General features: G+C 62.3%; 14 protein-coding genes and 2 pseudogenes. 6 read left to right on the top strand and 10 right to left on the bottom strand.

Annotation, left to right across the window (positions count from 1 at the left end; all coding sequences use genetic code 11):
• Nucleotides 1-180, bottom strand: a pseudogene (locus NWV16_RS04615) (cell filamentation protein Fic); the annotation flags it as partial.
• An 831-nt stretch (nucleotides 181-1,011) separates the two neighbouring features.
• Between NWV16_RS04615 and NWV16_RS04610 the strand changes: the two are divergent.
• The 3 genes from NWV16_RS04610 (at nucleotide 1,012) to NWV16_RS04600 (ending at nucleotide 3,708) form a co-directional block, all read left to right on the top strand.
• Entirely contained in the window at nucleotides 1,012-1,377 is a 366-nt protein-coding gene (locus NWV16_RS04610; protein WP_260522145.1) for a DUF6124 family protein, read from the top strand.
• 237 nt (nucleotides 1,378-1,614) lie between these two features.
• On the top strand, nucleotides 1,615-2,202 hold the full coding sequence (gene rimJ, locus NWV16_RS04605) for a ribosomal protein S5-alanine N-acetyltransferase (protein ID WP_260522144.1): 588 nt from the start codon (nucleotides 1,615-1,617) through the stop codon (nucleotides 2,200-2,202).
• 30 nt (nucleotides 2,203-2,232) lie between these two features.
• Nucleotides 2,233-3,708 carry an ArnT family glycosyltransferase gene (locus NWV16_RS04600; protein WP_260522143.1) on the top strand — a complete coding sequence of 492 codons (1,476 nt, stop codon included), beginning with the start codon at nucleotides 2,233-2,235 and terminating at the stop codon, nucleotides 3,706-3,708.
• A 63-nt stretch (nucleotides 3,709-3,771) separates the two neighbouring features.
• Here NWV16_RS04600 and NWV16_RS04595 read toward each other — a convergent pair whose 3' ends face one another.
• Nucleotides 3,772-4,443: a histidine phosphatase family protein gene (locus NWV16_RS04595; protein ID WP_260522142.1), complete on the bottom strand. Its 672-nt coding sequence runs from the start codon at nucleotides 4,441-4,443 to the stop codon at nucleotides 3,772-3,774.
• A gap of 389 nt (nucleotides 4,444-4,832) precedes the next feature.
• Here NWV16_RS04595 and NWV16_RS27795 point away from each other — a divergent pair.
• A pseudogene (locus NWV16_RS27795) lies at nucleotides 4,833-5,711 on the top strand (methyl-accepting chemotaxis protein); the annotation flags it as partial.
• Nucleotides 5,712-5,753: 42 nt separating this feature from the next.
• Nucleotides 5,754-6,617, top strand: coding sequence for a methyl-accepting chemotaxis protein (locus NWV16_RS27790; RefSeq protein ID WP_371321019.1), 864 nt, complete (start codon nucleotides 5,754-5,756; stop codon nucleotides 6,615-6,617).
• A 131-nt stretch (nucleotides 6,618-6,748) separates the two neighbouring features.
• Here the strand turns inward: NWV16_RS27790 and NWV16_RS04585 are convergent, their stop codons facing one another.
• The 6 genes from NWV16_RS04585 to NWV16_RS04560 all read right to left on the bottom strand — a co-directional run bounded on the left by NWV16_RS04585 (nucleotide 6,749) and on the right by NWV16_RS04560 (nucleotide 16,502).
• Entirely contained in the window at nucleotides 6,749-8,122 is a 1,374-nt protein-coding gene (locus tag NWV16_RS04585) for a DUF1329 domain-containing protein (RefSeq protein ID WP_260522140.1), read from the bottom strand.
• Nucleotides 8,123-8,269: 147 nt separating this feature from the next.
• On the bottom strand, nucleotides 8,270-10,228 hold the full coding sequence (locus NWV16_RS04580; RefSeq protein WP_260522139.1) for a DUF1302 domain-containing protein: 1,959 nt from the start codon (nucleotides 10,226-10,228) through the stop codon (nucleotides 8,270-8,272).
• Between the two features lie 45 nt (nucleotides 10,229-10,273).
• Complete coding sequence (locus NWV16_RS04575) at nucleotides 10,274-11,560, bottom strand: phospholipase (RefSeq protein ID WP_260522138.1); 1,287 nt, start codon at nucleotides 11,558-11,560, stop codon at nucleotides 10,274-10,276.
• Between the two features lie 156 nt (nucleotides 11,561-11,716).
• Nucleotides 11,717-13,285: an FGGY-family carbohydrate kinase gene (locus NWV16_RS04570; protein WP_260522137.1), complete on the bottom strand. Its 1,569-nt coding sequence runs from the start codon at nucleotides 13,283-13,285 to the stop codon at nucleotides 11,717-11,719.
• Nucleotides 13,286-13,305: 20 nt separating this feature from the next.
• Nucleotides 13,306-14,901: a glycerol-3-phosphate dehydrogenase/oxidase gene (locus NWV16_RS04565; RefSeq protein WP_260522136.1), complete on the bottom strand. Its 1,596-nt coding sequence runs from the start codon at nucleotides 14,899-14,901 to the stop codon at nucleotides 13,306-13,308.
• Between the two features lie 5 nt (nucleotides 14,902-14,906).
• Entirely contained in the window at nucleotides 14,907-16,502 is a 1,596-nt protein-coding gene (locus NWV16_RS04560) for an FAD-binding oxidoreductase (RefSeq protein WP_260522135.1), read from the bottom strand.
• Nucleotides 16,503-16,713: 211 nt separating this feature from the next.
• Here NWV16_RS04560 and NWV16_RS04555 point away from each other — a divergent pair, with 211 nt between their 5' ends.
• The gene (locus NWV16_RS04555) at nucleotides 16,714-17,742 is read left to right on the top strand and encodes an AraC family transcriptional regulator (protein WP_260522134.1); all 1,029 of its coding nucleotides are present in this window, start codon (nucleotides 16,714-16,716) and stop codon (nucleotides 17,740-17,742) included.
• Here NWV16_RS04555 and NWV16_RS04550 read toward each other — a convergent pair.
• Nucleotides 17,739-18,107: a VOC family protein gene (locus tag NWV16_RS04550; RefSeq protein ID WP_260522133.1), complete on the bottom strand. Its 369-nt coding sequence runs from the start codon at nucleotides 18,105-18,107 to the stop codon at nucleotides 17,739-17,741. The two genes, NWV16_RS04555 and NWV16_RS04550, sit on opposite strands and share 4 nt — an antisense overlap.
• Nucleotides 18,108-18,224: 117 nt before the next feature.
• Nucleotides 18,225-19,682 carry an amidohydrolase family protein gene (locus NWV16_RS04545; RefSeq protein ID WP_260522132.1) on the bottom strand — a complete coding sequence of 486 codons (1,458 nt, stop codon included), beginning with the start codon at nucleotides 19,680-19,682 and terminating at the stop codon, nucleotides 18,225-18,227.
• Between the last annotated feature and the right edge of the window lie 14 nt (nucleotides 19,683-19,696).

The raw sequence follows: 19,696 nt of genomic DNA, 5'->3' as shown, positions 1-19,696 counted from the left end.
TCACTGATCCGTCTTGCTGCTAGTGGCCAGAAACGCCGTACTAACGTAGATGCCTGCCGAGATGCGCTTCCATTTTGCACCGCGCCCTTTGCCGGTCGGCTCAATCAACCTCTCTGACTTGATGGCCCGAAGCACAAGCCGCACCATATACCGGCTCACGCCGGGACAGGCATTTTCGATGACGTCAAATGTGCGGCGACCAGCCGCAAATTCTGCCGCGACGTGATGTCGTTGTTTGAGTGGTTCGAGGAAGCGTGGGGAGGTACTCGGGACTGAGCGGTTGCATGATAACGTAAGCAGAGGCACGCAAAGGTGCAAATCATAGGGGGCAAATGGCGTACTGTCTCGAAAATCCCTCATAAAATTTGCCGCAGGTGCCGCTGGTCTGACGAACCGTGATCACACTGTCCCTCTTCTCCGGCAGTGATCACCCCTGCCATGTCGAATACGCTAAGTCGCTCTCGACTCAGGTCTCGGTAACCAGGCCGTCACCACACCTGTAAGGAGTCGTTGGCTCTTACCCATCTGCCTCTCATGGCAGACGAGCGATACCTGTCCCCTCTTCCTCTGTACAAGGGATGAAAAAAAGGCTGACGACCTCACGGTTGGCCGCCGCCAAACGACTCCTGATAGCTGACTGAAAGGATCACTATTCAACAATCCGCCGTAATTCCGTGCTGCGCATTCCAAACGGTATTCCACGAAAAATAAAAAACTGAAAAAATCAGGAATTTTCATAGGCTTATAAAATCATTTCAGGTTACCCCGGCCCACCAACTCTCAACAACAAGGCCCGCCAAGTGCGGGCCTCGTCGCATCTGGAAATTCATATCCGAAGAGCGAGCTCCGATCTTCCCCGTTAGCACCCTAGGAATTTTCCCTCAACCCCCGTCGACTTCCATGAACTACCCCCACCTTCCCCACCCGGTTACCCTCCACTCCTCGCAACAAACAGGTGAACGGCACTACCCCGCCGAAGCGCAAGGATCCCCCCTCACATGGAGTCCGGTCATGAAAAAAGATACCCACGATCCATCCGAAGATTCCCCGGTTGCCGAGTCCGGGACGGTCTCGACTTCCGATCACCCCATTTCCGTTGTCCGCAGGCGCGGTTCGCGGTTGCTTCCGGTGGATCAGATCCTGAGCGTGCGTCCCGACGTTGATCTGGTCACGTTGTTGACCCACGCCAGCCAGAACCTCGCGGCGCTGAATGTCATGGCGCATGATCTGGTTCATCGGCCGGACGAGGTGCAGCGTGCGCGGATTGTCGCGATGCATCAGTTGGCGGGATTGGCGGAGTTGTTGGTGGGCAGCGCTCTGAGCAAGCTCGATCCATTGCAGCCGCCAACCGATTCGAAGCCGGTTCTTTGCCACTGACCCTCTTGAAAGAGCCGCAATCCGCGGATATCAGGTCTTGATCTGGAGGTGTAGCGACATGAATTTTTCTTCACAGCCCCTTCACCATCAAACCTGTAAAGTCCGCTCGCTCATTCAAGAAACTACGGTTCGCCCGCTCTCCTGCGGGCTTTTTTTTGTCCGGCGTCTGGCAGCGCGTTTGTATTTTGCTGCCCACCGCGCAATTCTGGTGATCCCCCCTGAAAGCCGGAGCCCCTAATGCCGCTGTTGACCCTCCCCTGCCAACGCCTGACGCTCGCGGTGCTTGACCCGGAACAGGCGTCTCTGGAAAGTGATTTCTACCAACGCAACCAGCGGCATCTCGCGCCGTGGTCGCCGATCCGTACCACCGACTATTTCTCCACCGAACAGATCCGCCGACGCCTCGAAGTACAGGCCAGTGCCTTCGAAGCCGGGTTGGCGGTGCATATGGCGCTGCTGACCCCGGATGGCGAGCAGATGATCGGTGCGTGCAATTTCAGCGGGATCATTCGGGGTGCGTTCCAGGCGTGTTATCTGGGTTATCACATCGATGAAGCGCATCAGGGCAAGGGGTTGATGCAGGAAGCACTGGAGTCCGCCATCGCCTACATGTTCGAGACCCAGAATCTGCACCGGATCATGGCCAATTACATTCCCGGCAATGAACGCAGTGCACGGCTGCTTGAGCGCCTGGGGTTCGAGAAAGAAGGCTACGCCAAGGCGTATCTGAACATCGCCGGGCGCTGGCAGGATCATGTGCTGACGGCGCTGGTCAATCCGGCATTCGAGGCCCCGGATCAGCGTTGGTCGCGGCGACTCGCGTGAGTTTCACAATTTGTTAAGCATTGACGAAGTATGCTCTGGCCTCCCGCCCTTTCCGGTTATCTGAAACCTATGCCGTCGCGTGCCGTCACTTCATTGTTCCTGCTTGCCGCCCTGCTGTTTTTCTTTGCGCTGGGCAATCATCAACTGCAAGGTTCCACCGAGGCCCGCGTCGCCGGTATCGCCATGGAGATGCACCTGGACGATGACTGGGTGACGCCCCGGCTTTTCGGCGAACCGTTTCTGGAGAAGCCGCCCCTGAGTCTGTGGCTGGACGCCGGCGCCATGCGCGTGTTCGGTGTGTCGCCGTGGGCGGTGCGGCTGGCGTCGGCGGTGGCCGGTCTGCTCAGTGTGATGGTGCTATTCGGCATGCTGCGGCGCTTCGGACGACCGAAAGCGATTGCGTGGACAGCGGGCATTCTGCTGGCGACCATGGCCAGTTACTGGAGCAACGTGCGCGGGGTTGGCGAGGATGCGTTGCTCGCGCTGGGCGTGACCACGGCATTGCTGGCGTTTTTCCAGGCGCAGCGCCACTCGACGCCGGGGAATTCGCTGCTGTTTATCGTCGGAATTGCCATCGCCACCCTGAGCAAAGGCGTGCTTGGTCTGGCGATGCCGGGGGTGGTGATTTTCGCTTACCTGCTGGCCGACAACCTGATGGACAAGCGCTTCAAACTGACGGACTGGTTGCGGCCCGGACTGCTGACGGTGGTCGGGTTGATTCCGCTGCTGATCTGGCTTGTGGTGCTCTATCAGCATGGCGGCGCCCAAGCCGTCAGAGAGGTCTTGCTGACCAACAGTGTCGGACGCTTCAGCGGTTCCTTCGTCGAAGCCGGGCACTATGAGCCGTTCTACTATTACATCGCCAAGCTGCCGGAGGCGTTCCTGCCCTGGAACATTCTGGTTTACCTGGGGCTGTGGCACTTCCGCAAACAATTGAAGGCCAATCGTTACCTGCTGTTTTTCAGCCTGTGGATCGTGGCGCAGTTCATCATGCTGACCCTGGCGTCGAGCAAGCGCACGGTGTACCTGATGTCGATGACGCCCGCAGCGGCGGTGATCGCGGCGGAATATGCGGGTGTGCTGTTCGAGAGATTGCAGGGCCGTAACAGCGGGTTTGTCGGATGGATCGCCCGTCATCGTCAGGCCTTGGCGGCCGGTATCCTGACGGTGGTGATCGCCAGTTACCTCGGCGCCGCGCAATGGGCACTGCCGAAGGCGGACAAGGAATTGTCGTTCCTGCCACTGACCGAACACATCCAGAATCTGCAAGCCGGCGGCCATCAGGTCGCGCTGTTCCAGGCCAACGAACGGGTCGGTGGCGCCAGCGTGTTCTATACCCGGAGCGTCCTCAAGGGCCTGGATACCGATGCGCAACTGAAGGATTTCCTCAGTGCATCCTCCACGAACATCGCCGTGATGTCGGGGGACAACGAGCCCGCCGCCCCGTTGAAGGTGCTCAAGACCATGATGGTCGGGCGGCAGGCGTACTACTTCGTCAGTTATTGATGTTGTGAAGCACAAACGAAAAACCGCCCTCACCGGCGGTTTTTTCGTTTGAGTGACGATCACTTATCGGCTGGACAGCGTGCGCCAGTCGGAGGCTTCGATGAAGCCGAGCATTTTCGGCGCCGCCGGGTTGGCAGCGGAAACGAACAGCGAGGAGCCATAACCGGGGGTCGTGGCCGACACCTTGAGGTCTTTTTCCAGTTGCGCCATGCATTCGCTGTGGGTAACCAGAATCAGGTTGCGCCCCGGCACCTTGTGCGCGAGGGCATCCTGCAACATGCGGCCCTTGCAGCTGATCAGCCAGTCTTCGCCGGTCGTCGCGTGGTTGAACATGTAGCCGGCGGTCTGCACGGTGCGGGTCATCGGGCTGTTGTAGATATCGGCATGGTTCAGGCCCAGGTGCTCGAACTGTGCACCGACGGCGACCGCGACGCTGCGCGAACGGTCGGTGATGCCGTCATTGCCGCTCAGGCATGGCGCCGAAGAGTGATCACAGCGCTCGACATGGCGCACCAGCACAATCATGTCGCCCTTGGCCCAACCGGCGGCCAGCGCCTGCGCACCGGCCACGTTGCCGTGGGCCAGATCAGGCACCGCCTTGGGCGCCAGCAGCCACAGGGTCAGCGGCACCACCAGCGCCGCTGCCGCCAGAACGACCCCGAGGTTGCGAAAACGGGCCAGGCCACTCAGGTCGATCGAGCGTTTGACGCCGAACAGACTCAGTCTCAATTCCACAAAAAATCCGCCTTGCCAGTCCGCGGCACTGTCATTTGATCCGGCGAAGGTACAGAGGCCGCCGTGGGCAGCCGGTGAAACCCATGTGAAAAAAGTCTTGAGACTCTTGTTACAAATTCCGCCGGACAAAATCCTTTCAGCTCTCGGATTTGCGGCCGATACAGTCCAGCTAACACCCTTGCTGGCTCAAAAAAACAACAATCTTCCAGCCTGACCGACGATCAAGACGCACAACGTTTTCTGGAGGAATTGTGATGAATAGCTGGTTCGGCAATATCAGCGTGAACCTCAAACTGGGGCTGGGTTTCGGTCTCGTTCTGGCCCTGACCTGCATTCTGGCCCTGACCGGCTGGACCAGCCTCGGCGGCCTGATTGACCGCAGCAACTGGATGAGCGACATCACCCAGCTGAACGCCGGCCTGACCAAGCTGCGCGTGGTGCGCCTGCAATACATGCTGACCAATGGTGATGAAACCGCCGCGCAGAACGTGCAGACCACCCTCGATGGTTTCGCCGCGCAACAGCAGGCGCTGCTGGGCAAGTTCAAGAGCCCGGAAAACGTCAAGCTGCTCAAGGAGCAGGCCGCGACCATCGCCGAGTACCAGACTTCCCTGAACAAGATGCGCAACGCCTACCGCACCGGCAATACGGCGCGCGATACCATGGCCGCCAATGCCGAGACCGCTTACAACTTGATCGAATCGATCAGCAACCGCGTGCGGCAGATGGCGATGAGCGAGGAGCGCTTCGAGCAGTTCCAGGCCATCACCGAAGCCAAGGAAGCGTTCATCCTGGCCCGCTACGAAGTGCGCGGCTACACCGCCACCACCAATGCCGATACCGAGCAGAAAGCCGTCGGCCAACTGGATGTGGCCATCGCCAGCCTGAAACAGTTGAACGCGCACTTCTCCAGCACCCAGCAAGACACCCTGCGTCAGCTGGAAACCGCGCTGACCAACTACCGCAGTGCCTTGCAGGCGTTCAAGAACGCCAACAGCGAAGCCGTGCAGGCCCGCAAGGAAATGACCGATCAGGGCGCCAACATCGTGACCCTGAGCGAGCAGATGTATCAGATCCAGCTCGACCGTCGTGACATGGAAAGCGCCCAGGCCCGCACCCTGCAGCTGATCAGCACTCTGCTGGCGCTGCTGGTGGGCGTCATCGCGGCGTTCATCATCACCCGCCAGATCACCCGTCCGCTGCAGGAAACCATGGCCGTGGTCGAGCGCATCGCCAGCGGCGACCTGAGCCAGAACGTGGTCGTTACCCGTCGCGACGAACTCGGCGTGCTGCAACAAGGCATTGCGCGCATGGGCGTGACCCTGCGCGACCTGATCAGCGGCATCCGGGACGGCGTGACCCAGATCGCCAGCGCCGCCGAAGAGCTGTCGGCCGTGACCGAGCAGACCAGCGCCGGCGTGAACAGCCAGAAGGTCGAGACCGATCAGGTGGCCACCGCCATGCACGAAATGACCGCCACCGTGCAGGAAGTCGCGCGCAACGCCGAAGAAGCCTCGCAAGCCGCAGCCGCCGCTGACGGTGAAGCCCGCGAAGGCGACAAGGTGGTGAACGAAGCCATCGCTCAGATCGAGCGTCTGGCCAGCGAAGTGGTGCGTTCCACCGAAGCCATGAGCGTGCTGCAACAGGAAAGCGACAAGATCGGCAGCGTCATGGACGTGATCAAGGCCGTGGCCGAACAGACCAACCTGCTGGCCCTCAACGCCGCCATCGAAGCCGCCCGGGCCGGTGAAGCCGGTCGCGGTTTTGCCGTGGTCGCCGACGAAGTCCGTGGCCTGGCCCAGCGCACGCAGAAATCCACCGAGGAAATCGAAGGCCTGGTGGCCGGTCTGCAGAACGGCACGCAGCAGGTATCCGCCGTGATGAACAACAGCCGCGCCCTGACCGACAGCAGCGTGGCCCTGACCCGCAAGGCCGGCGACTCCCTGGAAAACATCACCCGCACGGTGTCGAACATCCAGTCGATGAACCAGCAGATCGCCGCGGCCGCCGAACAGCAAAGCGCCGTGGCCGAAGAAATCAGCCGCAGCATCATCAACGTCCGCGACGTGTCGGAACAGACCGCTGCGGCGAGTGATGAAACGGCCAAGTCCAGCGTTGAACTGGCGCGGTTGGGTGGGCAGTTGCAGCAGATGGTGAGTCATTTCCGCGTCTGACCTACAACCAGCGCTGAAGCGAAATCCAATCGCGGGCAAGCCCGCTCCCACAAGATTCTGAGGCGTACACAGAGACTGTGTTCGACTCTTTACCTGTGGGAGCGGGCTTGCCCGCGATTGCGTCAGATCACTTAACGCGTCCCCCGCTGCCGCAACGCCGACGGCATGAAATACGCGTCCTCCGGCATCGGTTGCGAGAAGTCGACGGTGGAAGCCTCTTCGTTATCCAGGTTCTGCACGTAGTACCGACGCGCCTGCAAGTCGTGGAAGACGTCCAGTGCGCTCCAGGTGGTGGGCAGGTCGTAGAAGTTTTTCAGGTAGGCCATCGACACGCGCCACAGCTCCCCTCGCCCGTCGTACTGGTCCACCAGCGCGGCGCCCCAGCTGTCCTCGTCCAGAAACAGCACTCGCTTGGAATAGACATGCCGCGCACCCGGTTTGAGCGTGCCTTCCACCACCCAGACCCGGTGCAGTTCGTAGCGGGTGTATTGCGGGTTGAGGTGGCCGGGGGTGAGCAATTGGGCGTATTTCACCTCGGGGCTGCCGACTTTGTAGTTGTTGTAGGGGATGTAGATTTCCTGCTTGCCCTTGAGCTTCCAGTCAAAACGATCCGGGGAGCCGTTGAACAGGTCGGTGTCGTCTGCGGTGCGCAGACCATCGGATGAGGCGATCGGCGTGTCGTAGGCGAGGTTCGGTGCACGGCGCACGCGGCGTTGGCCGGCGTCGTAGATCCAGGCCTGACGGGGTTCCTTGAGCTGGTCCAGCGTCTCATGAACCAGTGCGGCACCACCGGCGAGACGCGCCGGGCTTTTCACGAAGGCGAGGTAGTAGAACAGGATGTTTTTCAGGTCGGCGAACTGGCCACCCGGGCGGTAGTAGTTGAAGAAGCCCTCCTGCTGCGAGGTCACCAGCGCGAAGCTGCCGTTGCGTTGTACCGGCGCTTCGGAAGCGCGACGGACGACGTAGATGCCGCGATAGCGGGTGATGTGGTTCCACAACACTTCGACACCATCCTTGGGCACCGGGAACGGCACGCCGCCATAGGCATCGGCGAACCCGCTGCCGCCCTCCAGCAGTTTGGCCGAGGTCGCGTTTTTCAGGGTGTTGTCATACAGCCATTGCGGCGCCGAACCGGACCGGCGCGAGGGATAAACCGGCATCTGGAAGGTGTCGGGGTAGCTGTTGAACAGGGCGATCTGGCCCGGTGTGAGATGCGCCTTGTACTGGTCGAGATTGGCCTTGGTGATGGTGAACAGCGGTTTGTCCGCCGCGTAGGGATCGGGGTGATGCTGGCCGGGTTTGTAGCCCGCCGGGGCCTGGGTGATGCCGCCGGTCCAGGCCGGAATGGTGCCGGCAGCATTGCCGGCGCGCTCGGCGCCCATGGGGGTGAGCGAGGTTTTCAGTTGTTCGGCCTGCTGGGGCGAGATGGCGGCCAGTGCACTTGCGGCGGTAAGGCTCAAAAGCAACGCCAGTGTGGTCTTGGTCAGTCGTGATGCAGGAAACATGTTCGTTCTCCGAATTCAAAAACTGTGGGAGCTGGCTTGCCAGCGATTGCGGTGGATCAGCCTGCATTGATGTTGGAAGTGCTGCCGTCATCGCGGGCAAGCCCGCTCCCACAGGGGGATGAGTGCCCTGAAGACCACACTCGAAAATCAGAGGAAATACTTGAGGTTGAACCCGACGTTGTCGCGGTCGCGAATGCCGTTGTTCTGCCCGCCTCCCCAGAACTCGGTGTATTGCAGTTCGGCTTCGAGCCTGTTCTGGTAGTTGGCCTTGACCCCGAGGGTATAGGCCTTGCGCCCGTCGATGGCATTGCCGGCCTGGTAGCTGTTGCCCTTGAAGTCGTCCTTGTAGACGACGTAAGGCGAGACGTTGACCCCGGCGTACACGTCGTTCCAGGTGCCGTTGAACATCACCGTGTAGCTGTAGGAATTGCGGTTGACCTGATCGTCACGATCACCGCCGGACACGTACGACGTGTTGCCGGTGCCGGCGTAGTAGCGGGTGCTGCCGTCGTAGGCGGTGTATTGCAGGCTGCTGCCGCGCAAGTGCTCGGAGGCCAGCTCGAAGATGCCGAACATCGAGTCGAACGACAGGGTCGGGCCGAAGTTGTAGATGCTGCCCAACGACGTGTTGAACGCTTCCACCCGCTCGGCGTTGTTGATCTGACTGTCGAGGGTGACCATTTGCCCGCCGACGTTGATGGCCTTGCCGGACACCGCCGCCGCAGCGCCATTGGCCAGATCGCCGATCAAGTCGTTGGTGGCGGCGATGCCGATGGGCAGGTTCGGCCGATAGGCCAGTTCACCGAACACCGAGGCATTGCCCAAGGTGGTGTTGAAACTGAAGCCGTACATGCGGATGTCTTCGGCATAGCGCCGATGGGCCTGGATGTTGCCCATCACATCGGCGGTCGCCAGCCCGTTGGCAAGAGCCCCGGCCTGACTGCCGGCGACGCTGGAGAGCCTGTTGGTCAGGGCATTCATGTCGATGCCCTTGTAACCGCCGAGGTCGGCAGCGATGGTCGGCTCCTTGGCGTGGTAGTTGACCATGTACAGGCCGAACTCGGTGCTGTTGAGTGCTTCGGCGATGTAGCGAAAGGCAAAGCCGAACTGACCGTCGTTGCGCGCGTTGTAGTCCTTGCCGATGGTCGCCACTTTCAGGGTGTTGCCATAGGCCGGAGTCACACCGTTAGCGTAGAGGCCAGTGGATTTCAGCGCCGGCCCCAGCAGCGGGTTGTTGCCCAGTGCGCTGTACAGCCCGATGACGTTGCCGAACCCCGGCACCGGCGTATCGAGGGCGGTGCCGCTGAAGTTGTTGTAGGCGGTGTTGCCGCCGTCGGCGAACAGGTCGGTCTGCGAGTAGAAGGTGCCGACCGGGTCGATGCGGGTTTCTTTCCAGTTGGTCTGGTAGAAGCTTTCCATGGTCAGGCTGTCGGTCAGGCCGATGTTGAAGCTGACCGCCTCCACCGGCATCAGCACTTCCTTGACCTCGGCACCGGGCAAGCGGTACTTGGCGGCGTCCACCGGGTTGGTGGTGTTGATCCCGCCGCGATAGAAAATCCCCTCGCCCCAGTTGAACACCTGACGCCCCACCCGTGCCGTCACCGGCATCTGCGCAACATCCCAACTGCCATGGACGTAGGCATCAAGCATCTCGATCCGGCTGCCCGCGATGTCGCGGGTCTGGCCAGTGAAACGGTCGTCCTGGGGATAACTCTGGCTCGGCTGCGACGGGCTGTTGTTGTGGTAATAGTCGTTGCGCTTGTCCATCAACTGCGTGTCGTAGAACGCGGTGCCGCGCAGGAACATCCCGTAGTTCTGGTAGTTGGCCTCCAGCTCCGAAGTGATTTTGTACACCTCAGAAACCAGCCCGGTGTCGAAGTTGCGATTGCCGTCGTTGGTGTTGACGTCATCGTTGTGCTTGTCCCGGCCCTGCACCCGCCACAGGCGGCCATAGGACAGAGTCGTGTCGAGCGAGCCGGTGACCTGGTTGTCCAGCACGCTGAACTCGGCGGCCTGCACCGCGTCGACTGCGCAGAGTTGCAGCAGCCCTGCCAGACCGACACCGGGGAGCGCTACGCCAGACAGGCGCAATCGAGTGTTGATCATCTGTTCCTCCTTCCCTGTTCTTATTGTTGTGTGTTGCCGCGATGCTCAGGGCGCCAGTCCCGCGCTGACATAGATCCGGCTGTGGGCGCCGAAATGACCGAGCAGTTTGAGCAATTGTCTATTGAGCTCCGGGTGCTCGAAGGTCTCGCGCTGCAACTGATTGCCCGCGCTGAAATCGCTGGTGACCGGGGCCGTTTCCAGCCATTGGCCGATGGCTTCGTCGAAGGCGGCGGAGTCGTCGACGGACTCGGCACTCACCACTTCGCGCAGGTAGTCCACGGAGTACGGTGGGTAATGCGCGTCCCCGGTGGCATCGGCATAAGCGTCGAGCATCGGATGCGGCTGACCGGCGCGCAGCACGCGACGCAGCCAGGTGGACTGGTATTTCTCGACTTCCATGTGGCGGGTCGCAACCCGTTCGATGGACGCCTGTTTGTCCTGCGCAAAACCGACCAGGGCCTTGCCTTCCAGCAGCAAAAGGCTCGGCAACTCGACGCCCGGCAACGGCTTGGCGTGATACGGCTGGGTCAAGTCCTGAACATGGTGCAGGCCCCAGCCGAGAAAGCGATAACCCCAGTAGGAATGGCCAGTGGCAAACGCCAGCCGCGCCAGCCCCATGTATTGATACGCACGCCAGTCCGGCCAGCTGCGTTCGAGAAATCCGGCGGCTGCGTACACCACCGGGTTTTCATGGAAAAAGCCCATGTGGAACGGCGCCTGGGAGCTGTACTGAAAGCGCGCATCGCCAAACGGCTGCGGGCCGAAGCCGTACAACGCGGCGACTTCGCCGGGGTTGTCGCTGAACAGGTTGATGTCGTGGCCGTAGTCCGGCTCATCGGCGGCGCTCGCCAGCACGGCCAGGGGCGCGACTTTTTCGTGATCGGCCACGCGAATGAAACGCTGGCGATTCCACGGTGAAAGCGTCTGCTCGACCATCACCTGATCGGCCTGCAGATGCTCGCGCTCGGGCAGGTCCTTGCCCGGCAACGGCTGAATGACCATCGCCAGATGAATCAGCGGATTGATCCGCAACGCGGTCAGGAAATCGTGGCGCAGATTGTCGCTCGGCACGGCGGGCAACCGGAGGTTGTCGGGGCGCGGCGGGTACTGCTTGAAGTGTTCACGGGCGAAGCGCTCCTGCTCATCGAGCAACGCGACGATGGCCGGGTATTGCCCGGAGAGAAACTGCTCCAGCGGCTCGACCTCGACGGGCGATGCATCGCGCAACGCCGGCAGATCCTGCAACGCCAGGTAGCTGCCCACCGTATGGTTCGACCAGCCCCACGCCGTCGGGGCCATTGCGCAAAGCAGCAGGAGGGTGATCAGCTTCATTGCTTGTGGTTCTTGTCAGGTGTGCCGTGGAGATCGAGCCTAACAATCGACCCCGCCCCTGACACTGTCCGATCTCACCAGAAAAGTTCTCCGATAGCGCCACGCGCAGGGCGCAAAAAAAACGCCTCCGTCCCCACAAGGGAATGTGTAGTTTTTCTAGGCCGGGTAACCGGTGATCTTGCGGATGCTCCGGTACAACGGCTTGAGCTGCCGGTACATGCGCAGATACACGTCCCTGTACAGTCGTTCATAGATCTTTTGCGCCTCGGGCTGGGGCATGAAAACCGCACCGACTCGGGTCATCGCCGCCATTGCCGTGGGGAAATCCGCGTGCAGCCCGAGCCCCACCGCACAGCAGATCGCCGCGCCCAGACCCGACGCTTCATAGACGTGCGGGCGCTCCGCCGGCAGGCCGAAGATGTTCGCCGTCAGTTGCATCGCTGCATCGCTTTGCGAGCCACCGCCAGCCACCCGCAAACGGGTGACGGAGATCTTCGAGCGCTTCTCGATTTTCTCCATGCCTTGGCGCAAGGCGTAGGCCAGGCCTTCGAGAATCGCCCGGTAAATGTGCGCACGGGTGTGCACGTCGCCGAAGCCGATCATCGCGCCTTTGGCTTCCACGCCCGGTTCGCGAATACCGGGTGACCAATAGGGCTGCAGCATCAATCCCATCGAGCCCGGCGGCACCGCCTCGACCAGCGCATCGAACAGTTGCTCAGGCTCGATGCCCTGCTCTCTGGCCTGCTGCATTTCCCGCAGGCCGAACTCGTTCTTGAACCAGCTGACCATCCAGTAACCGCGATAAATCATCACCTCGCAGTTGTACTGATCCGGCACCGCTGACGGGTACGGCGGAATCAGCGGGACGATTTCCAGATAGCGTGAGCGGGTGCTGGTGATCGTCGCGGTGGTGCCGTAGGACAGGCACACCGTGCCCGAGTCGACGACGCCGGAACCGAGTACCTCACAGGCCTTGTCGGCCCCCGCCGCGATCAACGGAACGCCTTCGGGAATGCCGGTGTGACGACTGGCTTCGGCGCTGATGTGGCCGAGGGTTTCACCGGGTTTGTGCAAGGTCGGCAGTTGCTCCGGACGCACCGCCAGCGCCTGCCATTTCCAGTCACGGGGTGCGGCCCAGCGCAGGCGCTTGAAGTCGAACGGCAGGTAGCCGACGCAACAGCCCACGGAGTCGACAAAGCGTCCGCACAAGCGATGCGTAAGAAACCCCGAGAGCAGCAGAAACTTGTCGGTCGCCGCCCACACTTCGGGTTGATGGCGGGCGATCCAGTTGGCCTCGGCCTGGGCGCGAAAGTAATCCACCGTGGCCTGCGCGCCGGCCAGTTTGAACAGCCAGCCCCACGGCCCCTTGATCCCGCCTTCGACTTCGCTCTGACGCTGATCGAGCCAGAGAATCGCCGGACGCAGCGGTTTGCCCTGAGCGTCGACGTTGATCACCGTACCGCGTTGCGTCGTGAGAGACACCCCGGCGATCCGCGAACGATCGATACCGGTCTGCGCCCACACCTGCTGGCAAGCCTCGCCCAGTTTCGCCCAGTAGTATTCCGGATCCTGTTCGGCCCAGCCCGGTTGCGTCGAGTAATAGGCCTGCAACTCGACCTTGCCCTTGCCGAGCAGATTGCCCTGCAAATCGAAGAGCAGCGCGCGCACGCTCTGGGTGCCATTGTCGATGGCCAGCAGGTAACGCTTGTTCGGGTGGTTGTCCATGGAGCTCTCTTCGGGGGGCATCACTGCGCGATTTCCGGCAGGCCGTGATGGCGTTGCCATAAGGCCTGGTAGCGTTGCTGTTCCTGTTGCCAGTACTCGTCGCTCCAGCCCAGTCGTGACTGGCAGAGTTGGCGAATAGCCGGGAAATACTCCGCGCCGCCATGAGGCAGCAACAGGCCCAGACGGGTGCGGCGCAGCAGCAGGTCATCCAGATGCAGGACCATTTCCGCTTCGCAGGCGAAGGCCAGTTCGGCCCACAAGGTGTCGGTGACGCCGACTGTTTCATGGCCCAGTTCGGCGAGCCGTTGCGCCAGCCTCGGCAGGTCTCGGCCATGTCGCCCGGCCAGACGTCGCCACTGACCAGGGCTGAGGCCGGGGATCGTCAGTGGCGGCACGACGGCAAATACTGGCGCGGCATCGTACTCGAAAGATCGGCCGAGCATGTCGGCGCAGGCCTTGAGCACTTCGATGGCCTGCGGGCGGAACGTCGTGAGTTTGCCGCCGGCCAACGTGACGCAACCCGGCTCCTGCCACAGCACATGCTCACGGGTTTCGTTCGACGGTTTGTCCTGATGCTCACCCGCCGCACTGCCCACCACCGGGCGCACGCCGGACCAGGTTGAAAGTACATCGGCGGCTGTCACTTCAGCGCCGGGAAACTGTTGTCGGCAGGCGGCCAGCAGATAGTCGAGTTCTTCGCCGCTGATGCTCGCGCTCTGGTCCAGATTCTCGCGGTGATCGAGGTCCGTGGTGCCGATCACCGTGGCGCCTTCCCACGGAAACACGAACACCGGTCGCCGGTCCCGCTCGTGCAAAAACGTGAACGCCTGCGCCACCGGCAAGCGCCAGCCCGGCAGCAGCACATGGCTGCCACGCAAGGGTCGCAACTGACGCGGCGCCTCGGGCGGACGCAAGCGCTCGGCCCAGGCCCCGGTGGCCACCGCCAGCACACCACATCGCAATTGCAGCGATGCGCCGGCCTCGCAATCCTCGACCTGAACCCCGCACACCCGCCCGTTTTCCCGCAGCAGGTGTTCGACGCGCATGCCGTTGAGCGCCACCGCGCCATCGGCCCGGGCTTCGCTCAAGACGCGCATCACCAGCCTTGCGTCATCGGTCAGCGCATCGACAAAACAGGTGCCGCCCAGCAAGTCATGCTCTTTGACGCCCGGCGCGAGAAAACGCAGTTGCTGCGCGTCATGAAAACAATGGGCGCGACGCCCGGCCAATGCGTCATAGACCGACAACAAGCCACCCAGCACACGCGGCCCGGGAAAGCCGCCGCGATAGTGCGGCATCATGAAACTCATCGGTTCCACCAGCCCCGGCGCTTCGTCGAGCAGACGCTGGCGCTCGTGCACCGAATCCCGGGTCAGGCGCCACTGGCCCTTGGCGATGTAACGCAAACCGCCATGAACCATTTTCGAGGATCGACTGGACGTGCCCCAGGCGAAATCCCGCTGCTCCAGCAGCAGGCAACGCCAGCCACGCCGTGCGGCTTCACGCAGGATGCCGGCGCCACTGATGCCGCCGCCGATGACGATCAGATCCCAGTTCTCACCCGCCAGCGTCGGCAGGACTTGCCGACGCCATTCGGCGTTCCAGTCCGTGCTCATGGCGGTCACTCCTGCAACAGCGTGCCGGGGTTCAGACGCCCGGCCGGGTCGAAGTGCCGGCTCAGCGCCTGCAAGGTGTCCATCGCCAGCACGCCCTTTTCGCGCGGCAGGTACGGCGCGTGGTCCTTGCCCACGCCGTGCTGGTGGCTGATGGTGCCGTGGTTGTCGACGATGGTCTGGCTGGCCGCGTGCTTGAGGGCCTGCCAGCGGGCCAGGGTCGCGGGATAGTCCGCTGCCGGGCGAAACACGTAGGTGGTGTAGATACTCGAGCCTTCGCCATAGACGTGGGACAAATGGGTGAACACATGCACCCGTTCGCCCTCGGCCGCCAGGGCATCGCGCAGGCTGTTTTCGATGCGGTTGAGCAGGTTGTCGACGTTGCTCCAGTCGGTGGCGGTTTCCAGGGTGTCGACCACATAACCGGCGTTCCACAGGTTCTCCCGCAGGTAGGGAAAACGAAAGCGGTTCTGTGCCCACTTCTTGCCGAGCAGCGTACCGGTGAACACACCACCAAACGCCTTCAGATGCTGACGGGCCTGACTCAGGGACAGCGCATTCTGCTTGCGATTGCCGGTCACGCCGAAGGTCAGCAGGCACTTGCCCTCGCCCGCGCCGCGCAGGCTCAGGTATTTTTCCAGCCAGGCAATCTGTTGCGGATGGCCGGCCAGCGCCAGTTGGGTTTCGGTTTCCACCGCGTTGGACAAGCGCAGCATCGACAGCGGCACCCGCGCCTGGGCCAGTTGCCGGATCGCCTGAAGTGCCCTGCTCCAGTCGGGCAGAAACACACCGTAGAAACGCTCGTCGGCCGGCAACGCACTGACCCGCACCTTGACCTCGGAAATGATCCCGAACCGTCCCTCGCTACCCAGCACCACTTCACGCAGATCAGGCCCGGCTGCCGAGGCCGGGAAGCTCGGGATCTGCAGCGGCCCGGCAAAGGTTTCCAGGGTGCCGCCGGCAAACAGTTGCTCGATCCGTCCATAGCGCAACGACTGCTGGCCGCTGGAACGGCTGGCCACCCAACCGCCCAGCGTCGACAGTTCCCACGACTGCGGGAAATGTCCCAGCGTGTAGCCACGGGCGCGCAACTGGCTCTCGACCTGCGGGCCGCTGGCGCCGGGGCCGAAAGTCGCGAGCAGACTTTGTTCATCGAGGTCGATCAAGCGATTCATCCGCGCCAGCGACACCGTCACCACAGGCCGCGCAGAGTCCGGCGGATTGATGTGCCCGGCCACCGACGTGCCGCCGCCGTAGGGAATCAGGCACAGGTCCTGCGACTGGGCGAGCGCCAGCAACTGGCGGATATGTTCGGCGGTTTCGGGGAACGCCACGGCGTCGGGATAGTTGCCCGGCGCGCCTTCGCGCAACGCCAGCCAGTCCGGCAGGCTCTGGCCCCGGGCATGCAGCAGACGGTCATGGGCATCGATGCTGTACAACGCGTGTTCCGCCAGCCGTGAGACCGGCACCCGGGCCAGCGCCGCTTCGAGTGTCGCATCGGGCAGCGTGCGTCCCTCCCCCAGTCGCTCATGGAGAAAACCTGCGCCCCGGGCCGGCAGTTCGACCACCGTGGTTGCATCGCCCCAGCCGTTCCAGCGTCGCATGCGTGTGTCCTTCTGTGCAGTCCGATCAGTGAGATTTCAGGCCCTCATACTAGTCAGCCGGCCAAAAGTGTCACGGTCGCATCCGGCCAGTTCGAGTAGCCAATTGAGTCAAACGTCGCACAAGCGTCAGCCATTTACTTTAGTCGTGGATTCAAATTACCTTTCAGGGCGCTCATCCGCCCGTGGCGGTCTCGATCAAGGGAATTCGGTCATGCAATCGCTCGGTTTCACCTCTGTTCCGCCACTGCTCAAGTACCTGCGTCATGCCGAGCATCTGGGTCTGGCCATCGAGCCGGCGTTGGCGGCGGCCGGGTTGCAGGCGCAACAGCTGAGCGACAACAGCCTGCGCCTGCCCGGTGAAACCCACGAGCGCTTGCTCGACTACTTTTGCGAGCATTCGGGCGATCCGCTTTTCGGTCTCAACGCCGCCAATTTCGTGCTGCCCAACTCCTGGAGCGTGTTGGGCTACATCACCATGAACTGCGCGACGCTGGGCGATGCCATGAGCCGCATCATGCCGTTCGAAAAACTGGTGGGCGACATGGGCGTCAGCCGTGCCGAGGTGCAGGGCGAGCATGTGCACCTGATCTGGAACTGCCGATTCGAACGCCCGCGGATCCGCCGGCATCTGGTGGAAAACGTGCTGGGCTCCTGGCTGCACTACGCACGCTGGATCGCCGACACCCGGTTGTCGCCGGCCGCGGTGTGGCTGGAACACTCGATCCCGGCGGACACGACGCTGGAACAGTACGAACGTTTTTTTGAATGCCCGGTGCTGTTCGATCAACCGTATTCGGCGTTGATCGTGCCGCTGCCGTATTTGCAGTTGCCGTTGCGCCAGGCCGATGCGCATTTGCTGCGTACCCTGGAAGAACACGCGCAAAGCCTGATGGCGACGCTGGAGGATGCGTCGCTGGAACAACGGGTCAAGGGCATCCTGCGTCAGTTGCTCAAGGAAGGTCTGCCGCGCAAGGAACAGGTGGCCGAACATCTCGCGGTGTCCGTGCGCACGCTGCAACGCCAGCTGCATCAGGCCGGCACGTCGTATCAGCAGATTCTCGATGAGCTGCGTCAGGAGCTGGCCGAGCACTACCTGCTCAACAGCACCTTGCCGATTCAGGACATCGCCCAGTATCTGGGCTTCACCGAACCGCGCTCGTTTCACCGCACCTTCAAGAGCCGGCGCGGCATGCCGCCTGGTGAGTTTCGGCAGACTCACCGGGTGTCGAGCGACAGTTAGAGGCTGATCGCGTTGGTGAACACCAGGCGATTGCCGAACGGGTCGACGATGGTCATGTCCTGGCTGCCCCATGGCATGGCCTGGATGCCCGGGTGCGAGAACTTGTAGTTCTTCGCCAGCAGTTGCTGCTCAAACGCCTCCAGTTCATCGGTCTCGATCCGCAGGGCCGAACCCGGTGTCGCATCGCCGTGATGCTCGGACAGGTGGAGCACGCATTCACCTCGGGAGACTTGCAGGTACAACGGGAAATCCGCTTCGAAACGATGCTGCCAATCGATCTTGAAACCAAGGAAGTCGATGTAGAACTCCAGCGCCTTGGCTTCATCGAAGATCCGCAGGATCGGGGTGGTTTTGCCGAAGCTCATGGGGTGCTCCCTGACTGATTGGCCCCGCAGTGTAGCCGGGGCAGATGTCAGCAATTCGGCTTGGTGATGGCTTTCTTTAATCGCAATGTGCCATCACTGTGACGCACTCCGCGAAACTCAGCGAAAGTTGTCACGCAGATCACCTTCACGGGCCAGAAATCGCCCGGCCCTCTGCCCGTTGGCCTGACCGTCGCGGTAGCTCAATACGCCGTTGATCCACACGCCATCGATACCTTGCGCCGCCCGTTGGGGATCCTTGAAATCCGCGACGTCCTGCACGGTTGCCGGGTCGAACAGCACCAGATCCGCCCAATAGCCTTGACGAATCTCGCCCCGCCCCTTCAAGCCGAAACGTGCCGCCGACAGACCGGTCATCTTGTGCACGGCAGTGTGCAGCGGAAACAGACCGACATCGCGACTGTAATGGCCCAGCACCCGGGGAAAAGCTCCCCACAGACGCGGATGGGGAAACGGGTCTTCCGGCAGGCCATCGGAACCGACCATCGACAGCGGATGGGCAAGGATGCGCCGCACGTCCTTCTCGTCCATGCCGTAATACACTGCGCCTGCCGGTTGCAGGCGTCTGGCGGCATCGAGCAGTGGCATGGTCCATTCGGCAGCGATGGCGCTCAGGTCGCGACCGCTGACTTCCGGGTGCGGCGTCGACCAGGTGATGGTAATGCGGTGAGCGTCGGTCACCTGCTTGAGATCCAGCGTCGAAGAGCTCGCCGCGTAGGGGTAGCAATCACAGCCGACCGGGTGGGTTTTCGCCGCTTCCTCCAGCGACGCGAGCAACTGCGGACTGCGCCCCCAGTTGCCCACGCCGGCGCACTTCAAGTGGGAAACGATCACCGGCGAGCGGGCGTGGCGACCGATGCGAAACGCTTCGTCCATGGCCTCCAGCACCGGTTCGAACTCACTGCGCAGATGCGTGGTGTACACCGCGCCGAATGCCGTCAGCTCTTCGGACAGTTGCATCACCTCATCGGTGGACGCCGAAAACGCGCTCGCATAGGCCAGCCCTGTGGATAAACCGAGCGCCCCGGCCTCCAGGCTTTCACGCAGTTGCTCGCGCATCGCGGCGATTTCATCGTCGGTCGCGGTGCGAAACAGATCGTCGAGGTGATTGCTGCGCAGTGCCGTGTGGCCGACCAGCGCCGCGACGTTCAGGGTGGTGTTGGCCGCTTCCACCGCCGCGCGGTAATCGCTGAAACGGGGATAGACGAATGCGGCGGCAGTGCCGAGCAGATTCATCGGATCCGGCGGGTCGCCCTTGAGACTGACCGGTGCGGCGCTGATGCCGCAGTTGCCGACAATCACCGTGGTCACGCCCTGGCTGAGCTTGGGCAACATCTGCGGCTGACGGATCACCACGGTGTCGTCGTGGGTGTGCACGTCGATGAAACCCGGCGCCAGCACGCGGCCGGCGGCGTCGATTTCGTCGGTGGCGCCGGCATCGCGCAAGTCACCGATGCGTGCGATGCGGCCATCGAGAATCGCCACGTCGGCGGTATAACCCGGAGTGTCGCTGCCGTCGATGACCAGGGCGTTGCGGATCAGGGTGTCGTACTGCATGTCAGTCTCCGGCG

The organism is Pseudomonas sp. BW7P1 (genome assembly GCF_024981055.1).
Lineage (GTDB): Bacteria > Pseudomonadota > Gammaproteobacteria > Pseudomonadales > Pseudomonadaceae > Aquipseudomonas > Aquipseudomonas bananamidigenes.
Note: the sequence above shows the minus strand (reverse complement) of the source record. Positions and strands in the feature narration are given on the sequence as shown.

What these genes read in the sequence shown, in the direction of transcription:
- NWV16_RS04565 (WP_260522136.1), bottom strand. Translation starts at nt 14,901, where the DNA reads ATGAGCACGGACTGGAACGCCGAATGGCGTCGGCAAGTCCTGCCGACG.
- NWV16_RS04555 (WP_260522134.1), top strand. Translation starts at nt 16,714, where the DNA reads ATGCAATCGCTCGGTTTCACCTCTGTTCCGCCACTGCTCAAGTACCTG.
- NWV16_RS04570 (WP_260522137.1), bottom strand. Translation starts at nt 13,285, where the DNA reads ATGGACAACCACCCGAACAAGCGTTACCTGCTGGCCATCGACAATGGC.
- NWV16_RS04600 (WP_260522143.1), top strand. Translation starts at nt 2,233, where the DNA reads ATGCTCTGGCCTCCCGCCCTTTCCGGTTATCTGAAACCTATGCCGTCG.
- rimJ (WP_260522144.1), top strand. Translation starts at nt 1,615, where the DNA reads ATGCCGCTGTTGACCCTCCCCTGCCAACGCCTGACGCTCGCGGTGCTT.
- NWV16_RS04610 (WP_260522145.1), top strand. Translation starts at nt 1,012, where the DNA reads ATGAAAAAAGATACCCACGATCCATCCGAAGATTCCCCGGTTGCCGAG.
- NWV16_RS04560 (WP_260522135.1), bottom strand. Translation starts at nt 16,502, where the DNA reads ATGCGACGCTGGAACGGCTGGGGCGATGCAACCACGGTGGTCGAACTG.
- NWV16_RS04580 (WP_260522139.1), bottom strand. Translation starts at nt 10,228, where the DNA reads ATGATCAACACTCGATTGCGCCTGTCTGGCGTAGCGCTCCCCGGTGTC.
- NWV16_RS04575 (WP_260522138.1), bottom strand. Translation starts at nt 11,560, where the DNA reads ATGAAGCTGATCACCCTCCTGCTGCTTTGCGCAATGGCCCCGACGGCG.
- NWV16_RS04585 (WP_260522140.1), bottom strand. Translation starts at nt 8,122, where the DNA reads ATGTTTCCTGCATCACGACTGACCAAGACCACACTGGCGTTGCTTTTG.
- NWV16_RS04550 (WP_260522133.1), bottom strand. Translation starts at nt 18,107, where the DNA reads ATGAGCTTCGGCAAAACCACCCCGATCCTGCGGATCTTCGATGAAGCC.
- NWV16_RS27790 (WP_371321019.1), top strand. Translation starts at nt 5,754, where the DNA reads ATGGGCGTGACCCTGCGCGACCTGATCAGCGGCATCCGGGACGGCGTG.
- NWV16_RS04545 (WP_260522132.1), bottom strand. Translation starts at nt 19,682, where the DNA reads ATGCAGTACGACACCCTGATCCGCAACGCCCTGGTCATCGACGGCAGC.